The 15,869-nt window shown below is 40.0% G+C and carries 14 protein-coding genes; 8 read left to right on the top strand and 6 right to left on the bottom strand.

Features of this window, described 5'->3' with window-relative positions; genetic code table 11:
• Positions 1-9: 9 nt before the first annotated feature.
• The 3 genes from B4N43_RS21405 to holA form a co-directional block, all read right to left on the bottom strand.
• Positions 10-1,320 (bottom strand): TolC family protein, encoded by a 1,311-nt coding sequence (locus B4N43_RS21405; protein WP_120332703.1) that lies wholly within the window; start codon positions 1,318-1,320, stop codon positions 10-12.
• Complete coding sequence (locus tag B4N43_RS21400) at positions 1,310-1,927, bottom strand: TetR/AcrR family transcriptional regulator (protein ID WP_075993267.1); 618 nt, start codon at positions 1,925-1,927, stop codon at positions 1,310-1,312. Before B4N43_RS21400 ends, B4N43_RS21405 begins: the two co-directional genes overlap by 11 nt.
• A gap of 170 nt (positions 1,928-2,097) precedes the next feature.
• Positions 2,098-3,105, bottom strand: coding sequence for a DNA polymerase III subunit delta (gene holA / locus B4N43_RS21395; protein ID WP_088162120.1), 1,008 nt, complete (start codon positions 3,103-3,105; stop codon positions 2,098-2,100).
• Positions 3,106-3,517: 412 nt separating this feature from the next.
• Between holA and B4N43_RS21390 the strand changes: the two genes are divergently transcribed.
• The 8 genes from B4N43_RS21390 (at position 3,518) to B4N43_RS21355 (ending at position 13,403) form a co-directional block, all read left to right on the top strand.
• A complete protein-coding gene (locus B4N43_RS21390) occupies positions 3,518-3,979 on the top strand; it encodes a type I restriction enzyme HsdR N-terminal domain-containing protein (protein ID WP_075993269.1) in 462 nt (153 codons plus the stop codon).
• Positions 3,980-4,148: 169 nt separating this feature from the next.
• Entirely contained in the window at positions 4,149-4,850 is a 702-nt protein-coding gene (gene clpP / locus B4N43_RS21385; protein WP_046674530.1) for an ATP-dependent Clp endopeptidase proteolytic subunit ClpP, read from the top strand.
• A gap of 2 nt (positions 4,851-4,852) precedes the next feature.
• On the top strand, positions 4,853-6,103 hold the full coding sequence (clpX, locus tag B4N43_RS21380; RefSeq protein ID WP_286736140.1) for an ATP-dependent Clp protease ATP-binding subunit ClpX: 1,251 nt from the start codon (positions 4,853-4,855) through the stop codon (positions 6,101-6,103).
• A gap of 123 nt (positions 6,104-6,226) precedes the next feature.
• A complete protein-coding gene (locus B4N43_RS21375) occupies positions 6,227-7,060 on the top strand; it encodes an AMP nucleosidase (protein ID WP_198385934.1) in 834 nt (277 codons plus the stop codon).
• Between the two features lie 245 nt (positions 7,061-7,305).
• On the top strand, positions 7,306-8,469 hold the full coding sequence (locus tag B4N43_RS21370) for an efflux RND transporter periplasmic adaptor subunit (protein ID WP_232475553.1): 1,164 nt from the start codon (positions 7,306-7,308) through the stop codon (positions 8,467-8,469).
• 77 nt (positions 8,470-8,546) lie between these two features.
• Positions 8,547-11,699, top strand: coding sequence for an efflux RND transporter permease subunit (locus tag B4N43_RS21365; protein ID WP_120332700.1), 3,153 nt, complete (start codon positions 8,547-8,549; stop codon positions 11,697-11,699).
• Positions 11,699-13,165, top strand: coding sequence for an efflux transporter outer membrane subunit (locus B4N43_RS21360; RefSeq protein ID WP_088162125.1), 1,467 nt, complete (start codon positions 11,699-11,701; stop codon positions 13,163-13,165). Before B4N43_RS21365 ends, B4N43_RS21360 begins: the two co-directional genes overlap by 1 nt.
• Before the next feature lie 25 nt (positions 13,166-13,190).
• Positions 13,191-13,403: a DUF6965 family protein gene (locus B4N43_RS21355; RefSeq protein WP_120332699.1), complete on the top strand. Its 213-nt coding sequence runs from the start codon at positions 13,191-13,193 to the stop codon at positions 13,401-13,403.
• A 29-nt stretch (positions 13,404-13,432) separates the two neighbouring features.
• Here the strand turns inward: B4N43_RS21355 and B4N43_RS21350 are convergent, their stop codons facing one another.
• From B4N43_RS21350 to rseP, 3 genes are all read right to left on the bottom strand, one after another.
• Entirely contained in the window at positions 13,433-13,810 is a 378-nt protein-coding gene (locus B4N43_RS21350) for a response regulator (protein ID WP_088162127.1), read from the bottom strand.
• Positions 13,811-14,061: 251 nt separating this feature from the next.
• The gene (locus B4N43_RS21345) at positions 14,062-14,265 is read right to left on the bottom strand and encodes a YwbE family protein (RefSeq protein WP_046674525.1); all 204 of its coding nucleotides are present in this window, start codon (positions 14,263-14,265) and stop codon (positions 14,062-14,064) included.
• Positions 14,266-14,535: 270 nt separating this feature from the next.
• Positions 14,536-15,861, bottom strand: a complete 1,326-nt coding sequence (gene rseP, locus B4N43_RS21340) for an RIP metalloprotease RseP (protein WP_088162129.1) — start codon at positions 15,859-15,861, stop codon at positions 14,536-14,538.
• Positions 15,862-15,869 lie beyond the last annotated feature (8 nt).

Below are 15,869 nucleotides of genomic sequence, written 5' to 3'. Positions count from 1 at the left end.
GATTAATTGCTATTTAATGTTTAAAGACCCATTTGCTAACAGCAGGTCGTAATATTTTTCAATGGTATTTGCTTTGCTGATCGCAAGATTGATCTTGCTTTGAAGCTGCTGTACGTCGGCCGTTAACAAATCGTCCGTATCCGCGATACCATTATCGTACTTATCTTTTGTAATACGATAATTTTCAACTGCCTGATCCACCGCCTGATGGTAAACCACATCCTGCTTTTGTGCCAGCATATAGTTTTCATTGGCCTGTTGAACCTGCACTTTCACCTTATCGTTTAATAATTCAATGTGCTCATCAATTTCCCGGATATGATTTTTCGCAACATTCACTTCTCTTTTGTTTTTATAAAGTGAACCGATGTCGTAGGATACACCTACACCTACCATGGCCGCATTTGTTACGGTAACCACTTTTTGCAAACCAAAAGCATTGTAACCTGCCGTTGCAGAAACCTGTGGCAATGTAGATGCTTTTGTTACCTTCAACTGGTCCTCTGCAACCAACCGTTGTGACTCCAAAGATTTCACATCAGAACGCGAGGTTTTCGCAGCGTCATAAGATGCTTTTAAACCCAAATCAACACCGTTCACCTCAGCCAGATTGATCTGATCCAACTGCGTATCCTCATCAATTTTCAAAAAATTAGCCAATTGATAATTCAGCACCTTGATATTTTTCTGTGCTTCCTGAAGCGAAACCTGATAATTTGAAAGCTGCAGTTCTGCTTTTAACAGGTCGTTACGCGCGATCAAACCATTGTCAAGCATCGCTTTAAAATCCGAAACACGCTGCTCAGACTGCTTGATATTCTCAGCAATCAACAAGTTGGTTTGCTGAGCCTTATAAAGACTTAAATAAAGATTTACTGCACGTATAGCCAGTTGTTCTTTACTTGCTACAGCGTTGTATTCCTCGGCTTTTAATACATCTTTTGCAATATTAATTCCCCCTTTAATACGTCCACCTGTATAGATTGGCATGCTCACCGAAGCCTGTCCTAACCACAATTGGTTTGCAGCAATATCCGGAGCAGAGCCCCCTTCACCTAAAGCCAACTTTAAATTCACATTTGGAGTAGTCATAGCCATGTATTGTCCACTCAATTTTGCATCAGGAAGCTGTTTCGATTTGGCAGTTTCGACTTCGAGCTGTCTCCCCAATATCTTCGTATCGGTAGACTTTGCTTCCACGCTTTGATTTGCGGCCAAGTGAATTATCTCTTCCAAAGTCATGTGTTTGTTGTCTTGCGCCAACAGACCCATAGGACTTAAAAGCAATAAAGCACTCAAATTGGCCAACTTATTTTTCATATGTCAATAAAGCTTTAATTGTTTTCTGTATAAATTCTGTTAAAGTTGTTTCTATATAATTTGCATAGTCCTCATCGTTATCGATATGCAACTGATCCTGTAAAAAACAATGATTCATCTGAAAATTCATAAATACGCCCATCATCATGGAGTGGATCAAGATGGGATCATAACCCGCTTTGAATACACCCTGTTCTACCCCCGCATTGATAACAGACGATATCACTTCAAGATTGTGCAGCTTGAGTTTGCGAAAAGCCTCCGAGATCAGCATGCGTTGTTTTAACGAACTTTCAATGGTGATGATATGATACAGTTTACGATGCGAGTTCATGGACTTAAACGATTTATCCACCATAGCGTCAATTTTATCCAACGCATTATCGACAAGCGCCAACTCATCCACATTGATCATAAAATCAGGAACACGCCATTCAAAAAACGTATCCAGTAGCTTGTCCTTTGATCCAAAATAATAGTTGATCATCGCAACATTCACATTCGCCTCATTGGCGATATCACGAACGGAAGTCCCATCAAATCCTTTTGTTGCAAAAAGACGCTCTGCTGCAAGCAGAATATCAATCTGTTTCTCGTTAAATTCCATTTTAAACCTCGATCTTTTAAAGATACAATCGCATATTCATAGCGATTATAAAATACGTTCTCGCTAAATGCGCGACAAAGTTAAACAAACGTTTAATTTAAACAAGTGTTTAATTATTAAATTTGTGTAAAAAAAAACACCATTTCTGGTGTTCTTGCTGTTGGATGGGATTAGTTAAGTATCCGATAGATCATTTCTTTTAAAATCTCTTCACTATTGAAATTGCTCGGCACATTGACACCTTTAGATTTTAAATCAGTCTCCTTCAATACATTGAGCACATCGAAAGTTTTCCGCCGGTTGTAATTTCTTGCAGCAAGCTCGTATTCTTTCAAAAAGAAAGGATGTACCCCCAATTCTTTTGCTGCGACCGATTTGTCGATCAGATAATGGTATTTGAGAATCTTCGTGAAGTAGGTGGCAATTTGTCCAATGACCATTACCAGCGGATTATTTTTGGGGTTGGCCACAAAATAATCAACGATCTGATAAGCTTTTAGGGCATTACGTTTAGCCAATGCAGTATTTAATTCAAAAACATTATAATCTTTGGAGATACCAATATTTCGTTCAACATCTTCCATGCTGATCTCTTGACTCTTTGGAACATTAAGCATGAGCTTGTCAAGTTCATTGGACACTTTGGACAGATCATTACCGAGATAGTCCGCAATCATCATCGTCGCTTGCGGATGAATGCGCCAGCCGGCATCTTTCACATAAGCTCCAATCCAAGGGCCCACCTTATCGTCGTATAGTTTGGCAGCATCAACAACTAGTCCTTTTTTTTCAAAGACCTTATAGATCTTTTTGCGTTTGTCAAATTTCCCATGTTTAAAACAAAACACAAGAATGGTTGTCGGTGTAAGATGTTCCAGGTATTTAGTCAACAGTTCTTCCGTATCCGATTTCCATTTTAGCTCCTGTGCCTCCTTGATAATAATCACCTGATAGTCACTTAGCATAGGATACCTCTTTGCTGCATTGACAATCGTAGAGATATCGATATCTTTTCCGTAAAAAATCGATTGATCAAAGCCTTTCTGCGCATCATTCAATACGGTTGCTTCCAAAGCGTCGGCAATGGTATCAATGAAATAACTCTCCTCCCCTTGCAATAAATACACTGGTTTAAAAGACCTGTTCTTAATATCGGATAAGATCGGATTTATGTTCATATATATAGTCTATTTATTCGTCCGCAATAGATCAGTTGCCCAGATTTGTTTTCGGTATCCAAGCCATCTGCGAAGGCTAAAATACCCCCATGTCACCACATATCAAAATGTCTTTCGAGTTCGACCATGGGCTTTTTATGCGAAGCAAAATTACGATTTTAATGGCAATTCAACCGAGTAACTCCGTAAAATTACGCTTTTATAATTGACTCATGTATCGCGATTACATTAAACTATTGATTTAATGCCATGAACATTTAGCAACATAACTTTCACCATCTCGCTAAGTAATCGCATCATAAATACAGACCTCGGGTTTCCCCCGGCCTAAAAAATCAGACTAGTCAAAAAAACACCATCCTTCGGACTTGACGAATTTATTTCTTTTGCTAATATTTTAGTATATTTGTGTATGTTTTCACCGACTCCACTGAACTTACCGCCATTTAAAGCTAAAATATCCAAGAAGAACAATGCGATTTACATCTTTGATGAGCTCAGAAAAAAGGACTTGGTATTAACACCGGAGGAATGGGTTAGACAACATTGGATCAATTATTTGTCGCTCATGAAAAATTACCCCAAATCACTGATGCATATTGAAGGCGGATTGAAATTAAATAACCTTCAGAAACGAAGTGATTTATTGATTTACAACAGTAGCGGGCATAAGGTCGTGTTAGCCGAGTTTAAAGCGCCACATATAAAAATCACCCAACAGGTATTTGAGCAAATTGCAAATTATAATACGGTTCATCGTATACCATACCTATTAGTGAGCAATGGCATGAATCATTACTATTGTAAAATTGATTTTATCAACGCGTCTTACGAATTTTTGGAAGACCTCCCCAACTACAACGAAATTGACTAAGGAGCTATGCATGAAATAGATAAAGAATTAATCCGGACATACAGTGTCCCCCAAGTCTTGAAAGGGGATCACCGAAAAAATGTAAAGTAGATGTAAAACATCTTTTCAATTTATTTGATTTTTAAAATATAGTTTTATATTAGTCCTACAGAATAGAAAAAATAAAAAGATGAATATAGATAAAAACGAATTCAGAAAATATGCAGTAAAGCATCACCGTATTGGAAGCCAACATGTTGATAGCTTCATTGCTCGTACAGAGACAAGCATTCCAACAAACCTTACACCTTACATCGTTGAAGAACGTCAATTGAACGTTGCTCAAATGGATGTGTTTTCGCGTTTGATGATGGACCGTATCATATTTTTAGGCAGCGGTATTGATGATCAGGTAGCCAACATTATTCAGGCACAGCTCTTGTTCCTACAATCTACCGATGCACAACGTGATATCCAAATCTACATCAATTCACCAGGTGGAAGCGTATACGCTGGACTAGGAATTTATGATACCATGCAATATATCACACCAGATGTAGCGACGATCTGTACAGGTATTGCTGCGTCTATGGGAGCTGTTCTTTTAGTTGCTGGTGCAAAAGGCAAACGTGCAGCCTTACGTCACTCACGCGTCATGATTCACCAACCTTCCGGTGGTGCACAAGGAGTTGCTGCCGATATGGAAATCAACTTACGTGAGATGATGAAATTGAAAGAAGAATTATACACCATTATTTCAGATCACTCTGGACAAACTTACGAATGGGTAGAAAAATCTTCAGATCGCGATTACTGGATGAGAGCCAATGAAGCCAAAGAATTCGGTATGATTGACGAGATTTTACTTCCTAAGAAGGAGATTATTAAATAACAATGGCAAAGAATAACGATAGAGACATTCACTGTTCGTTTTGTGGCATAAGCAAAAATGAAGCCCAGATGCTTATTGCAGGCAACGGAGCACACATCTGTGACAGATGTATCCAGCAGGCAGGCGAAATCTTGGCAGAAGAATTAAAACAACGAAAAAGTAAAACTTTACAGACTGCTTTAAAGTTGATCCGTCCTTTGGAGATTAAAACTCACCTGGATCAATATGTAATCGGTCAGGATGATGCGAAAAAAGTAATTTCAGTAGCAGTTTATAATCACTATAAACGTTTAAATCAGAAAGTGGATAAAGACGAGATTGAAATCGAAAAATCCAATTTGATTATCGTTGGTGAAACAGGTACAGGTAAAACCTTGCTTGCAAAAACTGTTGCCAAGATACTCAACGTCCCCTTCTGTATTGTGGATGCAACTGTATTGACAGAAGCAGGGTATGTAGGGGAAGACGTAGAAAGTATATTAACACGTTTATTGCAAGCAGCAGATTATGATGTAGCCTCTGCAGAACGCGGTATTATCTATATCGATGAGATTGATAAAATCGCACGTAAAAGCGACAATCCGTCTATTACAAGAGATGTATCGGGTGAAGGTGTGCAGCAAGCTTTATTGAAGATTTTAGAAGGTACGGTTGTAAACGTTCCACCGCAAGGCGGCCGTAAACACCCGGATCAAAAAATGATCGCAGTCAATACAAGTAATATTCTATTTATCTGTGGTGGTGCATTCGACGGTATTCAAAAGAAAATTGCAAACCGTCTGCGCACGCAAACAGTAGGTTATAAAATGAACGAAGACGAAGAGGAAATTGACTTGAACAATCTATACAAGTATATTACACCTCAAGACTTAAAGAACTTTGGTTTAATTCCAGAGTTAATTGGCCGTCTTCCTGTATTGACTTACTTAAATCCATTGGATAAGGAAACTTTACTGAGCATTTTGACTGAACCAAAAAATGCATTGGTAAAACAATATAAGAAGTTGTTTGAATACGAAAGTATCGAACTAAAATTTGATCCTGACGTATATACGTTTATTGTTGATAAAGCTGACGAATTTAAACTTGGAGCCCGTGGCCTCCGCAGCATATGCGAAGCCATTATGCTGGATGCCATGTTTGAGATTCCGTCAACAAAAGAACAAACGGGACAGAAAGCATTAGAAATTACCTTGGACTATGCGAAGAAAAAATTCGAAAAGTCCGATTTAAAAAAGCTTAAAGTCGCTTAAAAAAATCCCGTTCGCTGAACGGGATTTTTTTTTAGAAAAGAATTAAAAATCTTATATTACAATAATAACATAGCCATAACGGAATGTTGACAGGAAGATAAGAGATTCAAGAAATTAAATTTAATGACTATGACAACAAAGAGAAGTGCAAAGAATACCGTAAATAGTCCGATCACACCAGGTTTAAAAACCAAAGAAGAAATCGTGAACAACTGGCTTCCCCGTTATACGGGAAGGCCTTTGGAAGAGTTTGGGGAGTATATCCTTTTAACGAACTTTTCAAAATATATCCACCTGTTTTCTGAAATGCATGATAATGCTCCTATTTACGGGGAAGACAAACCGATGCAATCCGTCACTGCCGGAGGTATCACCATTATCAATTTCGGAATGGGAAGTCCAATGGCCGCAACCATTATGGATCTATTATCAGCAATTGCACCAAAAGCCGTTCTATTCTTGGGTAAGACCGGGGGTATCAAGAAAAAAATTCCTGTAGGTGAATTGATTCTTCCAATTGCCGCTATCCGCGGCGAGGGAACATCTAATGACTACTTTCCACCAGAAGTACCTTCATTACCTGCCTTCGCCATGCAAAAGGCCATATCCACTACAATTCGGGATCACCAACGCGATTACTGGACTGGAACGGTATACACCACCAATAGACGGGTTTGGGAACATGACAAAGCTTTCAAAAAATATTTAAAATCAATCCGTGCCATGTGCGTTGATATGGAAACCGCAACGATATTCAGCGTCGGATTTGCCAACAAGATTCCAACAGGTGCTTTACTGCTAGTTTCAGATCAACCGATGGTGCCAGAAGGAGTAAAAACTTCGGTCAGTGATGTAACCGTTACAGCAAAATATGTGGAAGAACATATCGGTATAGGTATTGATGCTTTAAAACAGCTTATCAATAACGGATTGACCGTGAAGCACCTTAAATTCTAAGGTACAATGCAAGCAACATCATATTTTCCTTTGGCGGGAAAATATGATGCACTCCTCTCTATAAAACAATAACTATCAAATACTTAAAACTATTAAACATTATTATTGATTAATAATTGAACAGTTATTAACTAAAATTTGAGATGTTAACAAATGTTAATCTTCACAATAATTAAACTATTTGGCGTTTATATTGTAATATTCATATTACCCAACACATATATCGTAAAAATTAATCAAGCATTGTGAAGAAAAAAACATTATCTATTTTTAAAGTATCCCTATTGATTTGTTCAGCCTTAGCCACACAGGTAAGTTGTTCTTCAAGTTCTTCAAAAGAAAATAAAACCAAAGAAAAAAACGTGGCCTTGCCCGTCTATACCGTCACTAAATCAGATGCTACCACCATCAAGGATTATTTGGGCACCATAGAAGGTAAAGTTAACGTTGAGGTCCGCCCACAGGTCGAAGGACTGCTTCAGGAAATTTATATCGATGAAGGTTCTTTTGTTCAAAAAGGCCAGAAACTGTTCAAAGTAGACCCCTCTACTTATCAGGAAAATCTCAATAACATGGTTGCTACAGAGCAGGTCGCCAGAGCCAAACTTAAAAATGCACAGCTCGAAGTCGACCGATTGAAGCCGCTGGTTCAAAACGACGTTATCTCCGATGTCAGGTTGGCTTCGGCCAAATCAGATTATCAGGTAGCCAAGGCGACACTGGATCAGGCCATCGCAGCCGTACGTTCCGCTCAGATCAGTAAGGATTTTACGGTTATCACCGCTCCGGTAGGCGGTTACATTGGTCGGATCCCAAAACGTATCGGGAATCTGGTCTCAAAAGGTGATAAAGAACCCCTCACCTATCTTTCAGATATCCAGGAAGTCTATGTTTATTTCTCCATGAATGAATCTGACTTTCTTTATTTTTCCAAAGCACAGGCAAAAAAAGATAGCTTGGAAGGGAAAAAATACAACCAGAATCAGAAGCTTGTATTTCCCGAAGTTACGCTCGTCCTTGCGGATGGCGAAGAATATGCAAAAAAAGGTATAGTGGATGCCGTCAATGGTCAGATCAACCGTACTACAGGTGCGATCTCCTTGCGTGCGACATTTCAAAATCACGACAATATACTTCGGTCCGGAAGTAGTGGTACACTTAAAATTGCAGAGGTTAAAAAAGACGTTCTTCAAATCCCGCAGATTGCAGTCAATGAATTGCAGGATAAAACCTTCGTGTATATACTGGACCAAAACAACAAAGCACAAAAACGAAATATCCAACTGACAGGCAAAAGTAAAAACAATTATATCGTCTACTCAGGACTACAGGAAAACGATCGCGTTATTACCAGTGGATTTGACAAATTGACCGACGGTTCACCAGTAACCCCGATTTTACAGAAATAATTATCTATCATTTTTACATGCTACAAGGTGTCAGACATACTGTACACTTCATGTAGCGTGTTTAAAATTCCATATATATGCTAAAAACATTTATAAATAGGCCTGTATTAGCCACGGTGGTTTCCATTATCCTGGTAATCTTGGGCTTAGTTGGGCTAAAACTTCTGCCTGTCTCGCGTTTTCCAGAAATTGCACCACCAAGTGTGCTTGTTTCACTAAGTTATCCGGGAGCTAATGCCGAGACTGTAGCAAAAAGCGTTTTACTACCTATCGAAGAAGCCATCAATGGTGTAGAGGATATGACCTATATCAAGTCATCTGCCTCCAATTCAGGATCGGGAAGTGTGTCGGTCTATTTTAAGACAGGTACCAATCCTGATATTGCCTCGGTCAACGTACAGACACGGATTTCCAAAGCAATCAGTTCCATTCCCGCAGAAGTAAATGAGGCCGGAATCACGGTCATGCCACGGCAAACGGGTGTCATTATGACCATCAATCTCTACTCTGATCATCAGGATAGTGCCTACGACGAAACCTTTCTCCAGGCTTATGCACAGATTAACCTGATGCGGCCTTTGCTGCGTGTTGATGGTGTAGCCCAGGTTTCCCGTTTGGGAGCAAGGGATTATGCGATGCGACTTTGGTTGAATCCCGAAAAACTAGCCCTGTATAACCTCGTCCCACAAGATGTCACCAATGCTATAAAAGATCAAAACTTTGAGATTGCCCCCGGTAAATTTGGAGAAACCTCAGATGAAGCTTTCGAAACAGTGATCCGTCATAAAGGGCGTTTCACCACTCCGGAGGAATTCCAGAGTATTGTGATCAAAACCAACACCGACGGTTCCGTGCTCTATTTAAAAGATGTGGCACGCGTCGAATTCGGTGCTACAAATCTAAGCAGCGACAATAAGGTAAATGGACATCCCGGTCTTACACTCAACTTAACACAAACCAGTGGTTCCAACGCCCATGATATTGATATTGCCGTCAGAAAGGTTCTCGAGGAACAATCCAAAACATTTCCAAAAGGCATACACTATGAGGTGACCTACTCTGTACGTGACCAGATCGATGAATCGATCAACCAGGTTGAGCACACCCTTTTTGAAGCCTTTATCCTGGTATTTATTATTGTCTTTATCTTCCTGCAAGATTTTAGATCCACCTTGATCCCTGCAATTGCAATCCCGGTTTCATTGGTGGGAACCTTCTTTTTTCTGCAGCTTTTTGGATTTTCGCTCAATGTCCTCACGATGTTTGCCCTGGTGTTAGCCATTGGAATCGTAGTGGATGACGCCATTGTCGTCGTTGAGGCCATCCACGAAAAAATGCACAGCACAGGAATGAAACCCAGAGCCGCTACATTATCGACGATGTCCGAAATTACGGGAGCTATCCTGTCCATAACCATGGTCATGGCTGCTGTATTTTTGCCTGTAGGATTTATGGAAGGGCCAGCAGGTATCTTTTATCGCCAGTTTGCTTACACCCTGGCAACAGCGATTCTGATTTCAGCACTCAATGCATTGACGTTAAGTCCAGCCCTATGTGCGCTACTCCTGAAAGCCCCGCAACAGCATACCAATCAAAAAAACGGCAAAATCAATCAATTTAAAGATCGCTTCTTTAAAGCATTCAATACCTCTTTTGATCGACTGACCGCCCGTTATGTCTCGATTGTAGAAATACTGATCAAGAATAAGAAAATAGCCTGGGCAGGCTTAATTTTAATTACAGCACTTGGCATTGTGTTTATGATTAAAACACCTAAAAGTTTTATTCCGACAGAGGATGATGGATTTATCACATACAACATTGCCCTCCCTCCCGGCGCTTCATTGAGCCGAACAACTGAGGTTCTTCATCGTGCCGATAGTATTTTAAAGAAAAGACAGGACATCAATGGAATGACAACAGTTTCTGGTTTTAATGCCCTGGACGGAAGCTCAAGCCCGGCATTTGCCGCTGGTTACATCACCTTAAAACCACATGCCAAACGCGAGCACATCAAAAATATTAATGCATTTATGGATACCATCAGGCATGATCTATCCCAGATTAATGAAGCAACGTTTACGGTGTTCCCCCGCCCTACCGTACAGGGTTTTGGCGACTTTGCCGGAATTGAAATGGTTCTTCAAGATCGAATGGGTGGTGACATTCGGGATTTTAACACCATTGCAGATACCTTTATCAACCAGCTCAATACCTTACCGGAAATACGAAGTGCTTACACAAGTTTTAAATCAAACTTCCCTCAGTATGAAGTAAATATCGATGCCGTAAAGGCAAAATCCCTGGGAGTTGAGATCAAAGATCTCATGTCCACAATCCGATCTTATTTTGCGCGTGTACAGGCGAGCGATTTTAATCGGTTTGGTCGCCAATACCGTGTTTATGTCCAATCAGATTTCGACTTCCGCAAAGATCCCGAATCCTTCAATTCAATTTTTGTGCGCAACAGTAAAGGCGAAATGGTGCCTATTAACACCATATTGACCTTAGAAAAGACTGTGGGTCCAGAAACCATCACGCGTTACAATCTATACAATGCAATTGCAGTAAATATTACACCCGCGGAAGGCTATAGTACAGATGATGCGATGCAGGCTATCCAAAAGTTGGCCGACAACAAACTTCCGGGTAATTACGGTTTTGAATGGACGGGCATGAGCTATGAAGAAAGTCAATCCGGCTCACAGACGATATTGATTTTTGCGCTTAGTATCCTATTCGTCTACTTCCTGCTTTCCGCTCAATATGAAAGCTACATTCTTCCTTGGGCAGTATTACTGTCTATACCTGTGGGACTGATCGGCGTATTTTCCGTGATCAACCTTGTGGGACTTCAAAACAACATTTATGTGCAAGTAGGACTCATCATGCTTATTGGTCTTTTGGCCAAAAATGCTATTCTGATCGTCGAATTTGCCGTGCAGGAGCGTAAAAATGGCAAAAGTATCGTCGAAGCTGCCATTAACGGCTCAAAACTTAGGTTACGGCCAATCTTGATGACCAGTTTGGCATTTGTTGCTGGCCTGGTACCCTTGATGTGGACGGTTGGTCCCTCGGCGATCGGTAACCATTCGATCAGTTTCAGCGCCGCCGGCGGCATGCTCTTTGGTGTAGCATTCGGCATCTTTATCATCCCTGTACTCTTTGTCGTATTCAAAAGCCTGGATGAAAAACTACATGATAAACTAGCTAAAGAAGAGGAAGAATAATGAAAAACATAAAAAAATACCTTTCGGGAATATCGATCATCATTGGTCTCTTAGGCCTGATGAATGCCTGTAAGATCGGCAAAGATTATGTGCAGCCCAAACTCAAACTTCCCGAAAACTTTCGTGGCGATACGCTGGATTATTTCGGAGACACCTCCAGTATGGGACTGATCCATTGGAAATCCTTCTTTCACGATCCCACATTGAAACTATTGATTGATTCTGCCTTAGCGAATAATTTTGAAATGAAGACAGCATTGCTCAACCTGCAGATTTCAACCCGAGTTTTGGCGCAGAACAAAGCCAATTATCTGCCGAGTGTAAATGCGACAATTGCCAATGGAAACCGTACCTGGCGATCGAAAGACTTTGGTAGTGGTCCCCTGACCAAATATTATGATCACAAAGGTGAAACAGCACCGCAAAATATGTTCGTGTATCAATCTATGTTTGGTTCCGATATTAATTTTAGCTGGGAAATAGATATCTGGAAGAAAATAGGTAGCAAACAGGAGCAGCTGTTAGCCGAGTATCTGGATACACAGGAGGCAAAAAATGCGATACAAACCTCTATCATAACTGCTGTCGCAAAAGGTTACTTCAATCTCTTGATGCTCGATGCCAAGATCGAGGTTGCTAAACGTAACGTCCAATTGAACGATAGTACGCTGCGTATGATCAAGCTCCAATATGAAGCGGGTGAGATCACCGCCTTGGCGATCCAACAAACACAATCACAGCGCCTATTGGCGGCATCCCTCGTCCCCGAAATCGAAAAGGAAATTGTCATCCAGGAAAATGCGCTTCAGACGCTTACTGGAAAATTACCCGATAGCATCAAAAGAGGCACTTCTTACGAGCATCTCTTCGCTGAAAGCAAAGACATCTCCCTCGGTTCCCCGATCGAAATTGTGCGTAATAGACCAGATATCCGATCATCTGAATTTCAATTGATGGCAGCCAATGCGAATGCCAATATCCAACAGGCCATGCGTTACCCTTCATTGACCGTGGGCGGTGTATTGGGGGTAAATAGTATGCTCCCTAAAAATTGGTTCAATATACCAGGGGCATTGCTCGGTGGAATAACCGGGAATTTGACTACACCTATTTTCAAAAACAAAACCTTGAAAACACAGTATGAGGTAGCTAAATTGGAACGTGATAAAGCCGAAATCCAATTGCAACAAAAGGTCGTGGAAGCCGTAGCCGAAGTCTCTAATGCAGTGGTCACGGTCGACAAGCAACGGGAGCAATTGTCTTTGGCCAAAGAAAGAGTCGATAATGCACATCTTGCCGTCAAAAACGCGGGTTTACTCTTTAAAAGTGGCTACGCCACATATTTAGAGGTGATTACAGCGCAAAGCAATGCCCTAAACAGTGACCTCGATCTGGTCGAGTTAAGGCAACAGCATTTAGATGCATTTGTGGATCTGTACCGGGCACTCGGAGGAGGTTGGAGATAAGGATTTAAAACGCTATTTTTGTGATATGACTCCAGAAGAATTACAACAATATTTTCAATCCAAAGACTTGCCTGAATCGTTAGAAATACAGCAAGATATGCAGGTCTTCGACGTACAACGTTTCTTGAGCACAAGTTTTATCCATGTTGGATTATGGAAAAAAGATCTAAGCAAATGTCCATCCTGGATTAGACTTCTTAAATTCAAGGATGCCTTAGAAAATAAAGAAGAGGCCTAACATCTGTTAGACCTCTTCTTTATTTATAGCTATATGCTAGGAGCAAGTTGTTTCATTAATAGTGGCATCTGTTCTTTCGAAAAGATCTCTTCTGCCCCAGCGTCCCGCAATTCCATCCGTTCATTTTCATCACTACTTGATGTCAGCCCAAATATTCGAATAGAGGGAAACCTCTCCCGTATGATTTTTGCCGTTTCTATCCCGTTTAATACAGGCATATGCAGATCTAATATACATATTTCAGGAAGTTCGTGCTCATTTTCATCGAGGTAGTCGATTAAATCCCTACCATTGGAAGCACAATAAACCAAATCCAATAAATGAGATTGAGCCATAGCTCGCATCAACACATGATGAATCAGCGCATCATCTGCGTAGACAACCGTACATTTATTTTTGGTATCCATTTGAAAAAGCTATCATTTTAATAATTATAAAAACAATATTATATAAATATGTAATAAAATAAAAAATACAGAAAAAAGTTAGCAATAATTATGTTATTATACAAATTTTATTTCAAAATGTTCACTATTAACAATCCAACAAGCTTTTAGTTTGATTTATACAATAAGAACATCATAGGTAGTAAATCTCTCCGTGTCAATACCGTTAGAAAAGATTAAGTAAAGAGAAATAAAGATCGGTAGCCTATACCTTAAAAATCATCTTCAATAATTTCAGCCACTCTTCCTACTTGGCCATCCGTCAACCTGACTTTAATTCCCCTCGAATGATATGAGGATGATGTCAGCAAGTCTTTCACAATGCCTTCTGTTAAATTTCCTGTACGTTGGTCCTTTTTTAAGATTATATTCACCAACATGCCTGGCTTTACATCTGCTCTATTTCTTCCATCCATGGTCAAACTTAGAAAAATTGTTTTTTAAATGCAATATAAATAAACAATTTATTGTTAGAAAAACCTTCGTCTCGTATTTTGGAACAGGTACAATGAAAGCAAATGAAACCCAATAGCGTAGATGAATGGTATAAACCGAACTGCAGGCTATTTTATTCAATACCTCCTTACCATAAAAAATGGTCGGAATTTCTTCCGACCATGATTGGCTTTAAGCCTTTTTTTATGGGATGTAGGCCATCAGCATATTGGCTGTTTGACCAATTGAATTTATTTAAATAGCTTAAAAATATCGTTTCCGAATATAAAGACCATTAAAGCCAATAAAATAAAGAAACCGACCATTTGTGCTTTCTCCAGGAATTTTTCGCTCAATGGCTTACCTTGTATCATTTCAACCAACAAGAACAATACGTGACCGCCATCCAAAGCTGGAATAGGCAATAGGTTCATAAATGCCAATGCCATAGACAACATCCCTACTAAGGACCAAAAACGGATCCAGTCCACTTCTGTGCCGAACAGGGTCGCAATTCCAATAGGACCAGATAATGCTTTATCGGCACGTACCTCCCCTTTGAAAATCTTGCCAAATCCTTTGGCGTTGTCCGTAATCACGGTAAATGCTTTTTTAGCGCCGATTGGAAATGCCTCCATCAAGCTATATTGCGTTGTAAAAGATTTGATGGAATAATCACGATTAATGCCTATTCCCAGCATGGCATCCGCAGGAACATTCCCTTGCAATGAAACTTCAGTTCCTTTGCGTAAAACTTTAATCGCTACAGCTTTATTGATATTCGCTTTTATTTGTGCTTTAAACTCGTCGAAGAAAGGAACCTGTACCTCATTCACCGCAATAATGCTGTCGCCTTTCACAAAACCCATTTTACTTGCTGCCGATCCAGGTGATACTTCAGCAACACTTGTTGTTTTAACACGTGGCTCGATGAACTTTTCCCCTTTCTTATCTGAAAGCGTGTTCAATAAATCGGCTGGAACTTTTACTTCTGTTGTTGCACCATTGCGCTCAACTGTAAGTGCCACTCCGCCCATCAATACTTTAGAACTGATCAACTCCGAGTAATTTTCGATACGGTGCCCGTCTATTGAAATCACTTTATCGCCAGCTTTCAAACCAATGGATTCACCAATGGATCCCGGAACAATACCGTTTACCAGCTGATCCATTTTGATATCTGTATTGCCCATTTTAAAAGTCAGCATCCAAAAGACAACAACGCCGACCACAATATTGACAATAATCCCCCCAAGCATAACGATTAAACGTTGCCAAGCTGGTTTTGATCTAAATTCCCAAGGTTGTGGCTCACCCTTTAATTGCTCAGTATCCATCGATTCATCGATCATACCCGCAATCTTGACATAACCACCTAAAGGCAACCAGCCAATACCATATTCACATCCTTTATAATTGAATTTAAATAATTTCACTCCCCAGGCATCAAAGAACAGATAAAATTTTTCCACCTTGATACCAAATGCACGTGCTGCTAAGAAATGTCCTAACTCATGTAGAACAATTAAAATTGACAAGCCTAAAATCACTTGTCCGACCATAATTAAAACACCCATGTATGCTT

The organism is Sphingobacterium sp. UBA1897 (assembly GCF_002337775.1).
Classification (GTDB): Bacteria; Bacteroidota; Bacteroidia; order Sphingobacteriales; family Sphingobacteriaceae; genus Sphingobacterium; species Sphingobacterium siyangense.
Note: the sequence above shows the minus strand (reverse complement) of the source record. Positions and strands in the feature narration are given on the sequence as shown.

What these genes read in the sequence shown, in the direction of transcription:
- B4N43_RS21405 (WP_120332703.1), bottom strand. Translation starts at nt 1,320, where the DNA reads ATGAAAAATAAGTTGGCCAATTTGAGTGCTTTATTGCTTTTAAGTCCT.
- B4N43_RS21400 (WP_075993267.1), bottom strand. Translation starts at nt 1,927, where the DNA reads ATGGAATTTAACGAGAAACAGATTGATATTCTGCTTGCAGCAGAGCGT.
- holA (WP_088162120.1), bottom strand. Translation starts at nt 3,105, where the DNA reads ATGAACATAAATCCGATCTTATCCGATATTAAGAACAGGTCTTTTAAA.
- B4N43_RS21390 (WP_075993269.1), top strand. Translation starts at nt 3,518, where the DNA reads ATGTTTTCACCGACTCCACTGAACTTACCGCCATTTAAAGCTAAAATA.
- clpP (WP_046674530.1), top strand. Translation starts at nt 4,149, where the DNA reads ATGAATATAGATAAAAACGAATTCAGAAAATATGCAGTAAAGCATCAC.
- clpX (WP_286736140.1), top strand. Translation starts at nt 4,853, where the DNA reads ATGGCAAAGAATAACGATAGAGACATTCACTGTTCGTTTTGTGGCATA.
- B4N43_RS21375 (WP_198385934.1), top strand. Translation starts at nt 6,227, where the DNA reads ATGACTATGACAACAAAGAGAAGTGCAAAGAATACCGTAAATAGTCCG.
- B4N43_RS21365 (WP_120332700.1), top strand. Translation starts at nt 8,547, where the DNA reads ATGCTAAAAACATTTATAAATAGGCCTGTATTAGCCACGGTGGTTTCC.
- B4N43_RS21360 (WP_088162125.1), top strand. Translation starts at nt 11,699, where the DNA reads ATGAAAAACATAAAAAAATACCTTTCGGGAATATCGATCATCATTGGT.
- B4N43_RS21355 (WP_120332699.1), top strand. Translation starts at nt 13,191, where the DNA reads ATGACTCCAGAAGAATTACAACAATATTTTCAATCCAAAGACTTGCCT.
- B4N43_RS21350 (WP_088162127.1), bottom strand. Translation starts at nt 13,810, where the DNA reads ATGGATACCAAAAATAAATGTACGGTTGTCTACGCAGATGATGCGCTG.
- B4N43_RS21345 (WP_046674525.1), bottom strand. Translation starts at nt 14,265, where the DNA reads ATGGATGGAAGAAATAGAGCAGATGTAAAGCCAGGCATGTTGGTGAAT.
- rseP (WP_088162129.1), bottom strand. Translation starts at nt 15,861, where the DNA reads ATGGGTGTTTTAATTATGGTCGGACAAGTGATTTTAGGCTTGTCAATT.